Consider the following 3,571-nt stretch of genomic DNA (forward strand, 5'->3'; position numbering starts at 1 on the left):
CCCGAGAAACACACGACGGGACCGGCGCGCGATATGATTGGCGCTGTCGCCGGGCTTCTCACACTGCTGTGCGCACTTGTGACCGGGCTCCTCATCTGGACGGCTTACGGTGTCTATGCTGGCCAGACCATTGCAATCCAGACCCTTGCGTCGAAAGTGCTTCAGCTCGATCTGGCGCTCGCCGACTACGGCCCGGAGGCGACCGCTGAGCGTGCCGCACTGCGCGACCGTCTGGGCAAGACGATCGATCAGGTTTGGGGAACCAGGGAGAGCGACGCCAATTTCGCCGCGAACAGTTTCGCTTCGGCCATTCGGGTCATGCGCGACCCAGAAAAGGCGATCGGGAATCTCCAGCCTTCAACAGATCAGCAGAGGCAGGAGCTCGCCACAGCGAAGTCGGACATCGAAGCCATCGGCCAGTCAAGGTTGCAGATGTCGTTCGCCCTGACCGCTCCCGTTTCCTATCCGCTCCTGCTAACCGTGGTCGGCTGGGTGTTCTTTCTGTTCGTCGGGTTCGGCCTGATGTCGCGCGGCAATCTCATGTCGGTCATGGCCCTCGCCGTCGGCGCGGTAGCGGTCGCGAGCGCGGTCCTGTTGATTCTCGACCTTTCCAATCCCTACTCAGGCGTATTTCGCGCCTCCGCCGCGCCGCTCGAACAGGTGTTGGCTGTGATGGGCAAGGAGTGATTCAATTCTATTGCGCAGCGTTGACGAGCTTGTAGAAGGTCTGCCCGGGCGGAGTCCCGCAAAATCGAGGTGACCGTGGACGCCAGTTCTCTCTCTTTGGCCATCCGATTCAAGTCTCGATCGACAAGTTGGTAGTCACTCTTTCGGGCGGATCGGTTCGCGTAATGGCGACGGCAGCATCGCTGCTCCCTGCCGGCGCGATGGGCCCGTCAGCAGCGAGCGCTTGCTCGCCTGTGTCCGGCAGTTGGTCGCCCCTAGCCTCAACCCGGGCGATGCCGACTGGCTCGACTAAGTGATCCTCTGCGCAGCTTCGATCTGCTTCTTCGTGGGTTCGAAGGCTGCGGCGATGACGGCAGCTGTCAATTGGGCAATCTGTTGCCTGCCGCTGAGAGCGCCAAGAACGCCCTCCTTGATTTGCTTCTGCTGCAATTCGATGAACTCAGCGGGGGTCGTCACGGCGGAAAGTGTCTGAATGGCGGGGGTTAGAGTCTGTGCGTTTTGGTCGCCAAATCCTGATACGTCTTGGCCAATTCCTGAAGGGCCACTCGCGAGGCGTTGCCGCTCTCATTCAGCGCGTCGGCGCTGACATTGACAATCTGCTCAACGGTCCTGTTGGCCATGGTGAAATCCTTCAGATTTGTGAGTTGGGTCGGCCTGCGTTCAAGCCGCCGACGCAATGCCGGACCGCGCGCTCTTCATGGGGCGACCCCAGGCTGTCGATCGCGCGCCATGGCCTAAAATCTCGCCGCTCCAGGTGTGCGAGGCGTCGTCTCAGAACCAACGTCCCCGGCCATAGAAGCCGAACCCGCCGCACAAGAATATCACGACGAGAATGATCAATAACGTATTCGTGTCCATTGGTCTGCCCTTTCGAGGTGTGCTCCGCGTCGCGCATTGCGGTATGTGCGCCATGTGCACCTGTCGGTATTTGACGCTGTGTATTCTGCAAAACGACGCTTTCATAGGCTCGGAAAATACCCAAATTGCGCCGACAAATATGGGACAATTCCGATGGGCAGTCTGATCGCTTGCCAAAAAGAATGACTGAAAGAACGAGCCTTGGCGCCTAGGAATGAGCTGAATTCGCCGGCTCTGAGTAGATTCCGACGCTTACCGTTCGGATCGGTTGGCGGCTAACTGGCGAAGAGCGACGGCGGGTTTGCCGCCTTGCAGGAGGTCTCCATGTCAAGAATGCGCCTTTTTCTTTCGGCTGCGGTATTGCTCTGCGCGTCATCCCAATTTGCATTTGCCGACCAGAACGGCCTGGTCACTGGTGCGGTCGGGGGCGCGGTTGCCGGGGCTGTTGTTGGCGGTCCGGTCGGGGCAGTCGTCGGCGGTGTCGGCGGCGCGGCAGTCGGGAATTCCGTGACCAATCACAGAAGCTACCATCGCGGCTACGCCTATCACTCCTATCATCACTACCACCACCCCTACGAGCAATACTGATCGATCGCCGGCGCCCGGTGCGAGGGCGTCGTCCGGGCCCAGGGTACGCCGGCCCGGAGGAGTCTGCTTCCGCCGGCTCTCGCTGAATAAGGCGCGCGCCGATCTTAGATGCGAGCGCCGACGCGTCCGGCGCGGTCCGCTTCGAATCCTCGGGATCGGATCCAGGTGGAACCCGCAGCGCCCCTCCGCAGAGGACGGCCAGTGCCTGAAACAGATGCCGCGCCGTCGATCCCGCCGATTCATATCGAAGAAACGATTTTGTCGATCGCCGGGCTCCACGCCGATCACCATGCGAACGCCACGCATCATCAACGCGTGGTCGACCGCATCACATCGCTCCTGGGCAGCGCCGGCTTCATCGCGGCGCTGACAGTCTTCGTTGTCGGCTGGGTGAGTTTGAACGGCCTCGCCGCAGCCCTTGGGTTTCGCGCGCTCGACCCGCCTCCCTTTGCATGGCTGGGGGCGCAGCGTCGCTGGCGTCCCTCTATTTGGTCATCCTGATCCTCACGACGCAAGGAGGAGACGATCGCCTTACCCAGCGTCGGGAACCCCTCAATCTGGAGCTGACGATCCTGAGTGAGCAAAAGATCGCCAAGGTGGTCGCCCTGCTCGAGGAGCTTCGCCAGGACAGCCCGCACCTCCACGATCGGGTCGATGAACTGGCCGAAGCGATGTCCCAGCCGGCGGACCCCCGGTCGGTGATTGACGCAATCAAGGAAACGCGATCCGAGTCCGCCCACGTGTCGCGCAAAGCGCCCTGGACGCAAAGCATCGCTTGAATGGGCAAGCGCGCCGGCGCACCGCCCAAGCGTCTGCGGCAGTCGCGTCAGGAGACATGTCCCTCTGACTCAGGACGTAGGTAGTTTCCGAGTCTGGCGTCCGAGGCGCCAAACCTTTCAAACGGAGCCAGTCGCTGATCTCTCAGCCATTGGAGTCAACCTCATGAAGACGCGCATTCTCCTCGCTGGCGCGGTCGCGCTGGCCTTTGCGGCAGGCACGGTCGCGCTCCCTTCGCTCGCCGACGCCGCTCAACAGTACCATGGAGGTGGCGGACATGGCGGCGGAGGTCACGGGGGCGGAGGCCACGGGGGCGGTTACCGCATGGGCGGCGCCTACCACGGCGGCGCTTACCACGGCGGCGGCGTGTATCGCGGCGGATACGGCGGCGGCGTGTATGGCGGCGGCTACGGCGGCGGCGTCTACTACGGCGGCGGGTGCGGGCCCATGCAGGTCGTCCTCGGGCTCTGCGGCCCCTACGGTTACTGAAACCCGCCCGTGGGGGGAGCGCGTTGACGACCAGCGCTTGACCTCTCCCGGGGAGCGCAGGCCGTCAGCCCAGCGCGAACGCGACCGATCACGGGGCGATCGTGGCGCCGCCGGGATCCGACCGGACGGTGAAACGTCTCAAACCCCAAGGTGCAATTCATGAGAAAACTGC

General features: G+C 62.7%; 7 protein-coding genes. 5 read left to right on the forward strand and 2 right to left on the reverse strand.

Annotation, left to right across the window (positions count from 1 at the left end; genetic code table 11):
* Positions 1-687, forward strand: a 687-nt coding sequence (locus tag ACLP25_RS27115; RefSeq protein WP_442472209.1) for a bestrophin-like domain, incomplete at its 5' end; no start/stop codon positions are given.
* A 288-nt stretch (positions 688-975) separates the two neighbouring features.
* On the opposite strand, the gene ACLP25_RS27120 is transcribed toward ACLP25_RS27115, so the two are convergent.
* Complete coding sequence (locus tag ACLP25_RS27120) at positions 976-1,218, reverse strand: phasin family protein (protein ID WP_442472215.1); 243 nt, start codon at positions 1,216-1,218, stop codon at positions 976-978.
* Positions 1,170-1,307, reverse strand: a complete 138-nt coding sequence (locus tag ACLP25_RS27125; RefSeq protein WP_442472210.1) for a hypothetical protein — start codon at positions 1,305-1,307, stop codon at positions 1,170-1,172. The genes ACLP25_RS27120 and ACLP25_RS27125 overlap by 49 nt, the downstream gene beginning before the upstream one ends.
* Positions 1,308-1,869: 562 nt before the next feature.
* Between ACLP25_RS27125 and ACLP25_RS27130 the strand changes: the two genes are divergently transcribed.
* The 4 genes from ACLP25_RS27130 (at position 1,870) to ACLP25_RS27145 (ending at position 3,399) form a co-directional block, all read left to right on the forward strand.
* Positions 1,870-2,133, forward strand: coding sequence for a hypothetical protein (locus ACLP25_RS27130; RefSeq protein WP_442472211.1), 264 nt, complete (start codon positions 1,870-1,872; stop codon positions 2,131-2,133).
* A gap of 201 nt (positions 2,134-2,334) precedes the next feature.
* Entirely contained in the window at positions 2,335-2,634 is a 300-nt protein-coding gene (locus tag ACLP25_RS27135) for a hypothetical protein (RefSeq protein ID WP_442472212.1), read from the forward strand.
* A complete protein-coding gene (locus tag ACLP25_RS27140; protein ID WP_442472213.1) occupies positions 2,622-2,912 on the forward strand; it encodes a hypothetical protein in 291 nt (96 codons plus the stop codon). The genes ACLP25_RS27135 and ACLP25_RS27140 overlap by 13 nt, the downstream gene beginning before the upstream one ends.
* Before the next feature lie 163 nt (positions 2,913-3,075).
* Positions 3,076-3,399, forward strand: a complete 324-nt coding sequence (locus ACLP25_RS27145; protein WP_442472214.1) for a hypothetical protein — start codon at positions 3,076-3,078, stop codon at positions 3,397-3,399.
* Positions 3,400-3,571: the final 172 nt, after the last annotated feature.

The organism is Roseiarcus sp. (assembly GCF_052145395.1).
Lineage (GTDB): Bacteria > Pseudomonadota > Alphaproteobacteria > Rhizobiales > Beijerinckiaceae > Roseiarcus.

Coding starts and splice junctions, on each gene's coding strand:
- ACLP25_RS27125 (WP_442472210.1), bottom strand. CDS start 1,307: ATGGCCAACAGGACCGTTGAGCAGATTGTCAATGTCAGCGCCGACGCG.
- ACLP25_RS27130 (WP_442472211.1), top strand. CDS start 1,870: ATGTCAAGAATGCGCCTTTTTCTTTCGGCTGCGGTATTGCTCTGCGCG.
- ACLP25_RS27145 (WP_442472214.1), top strand. CDS start 3,076: ATGAAGACGCGCATTCTCCTCGCTGGCGCGGTCGCGCTGGCCTTTGCG.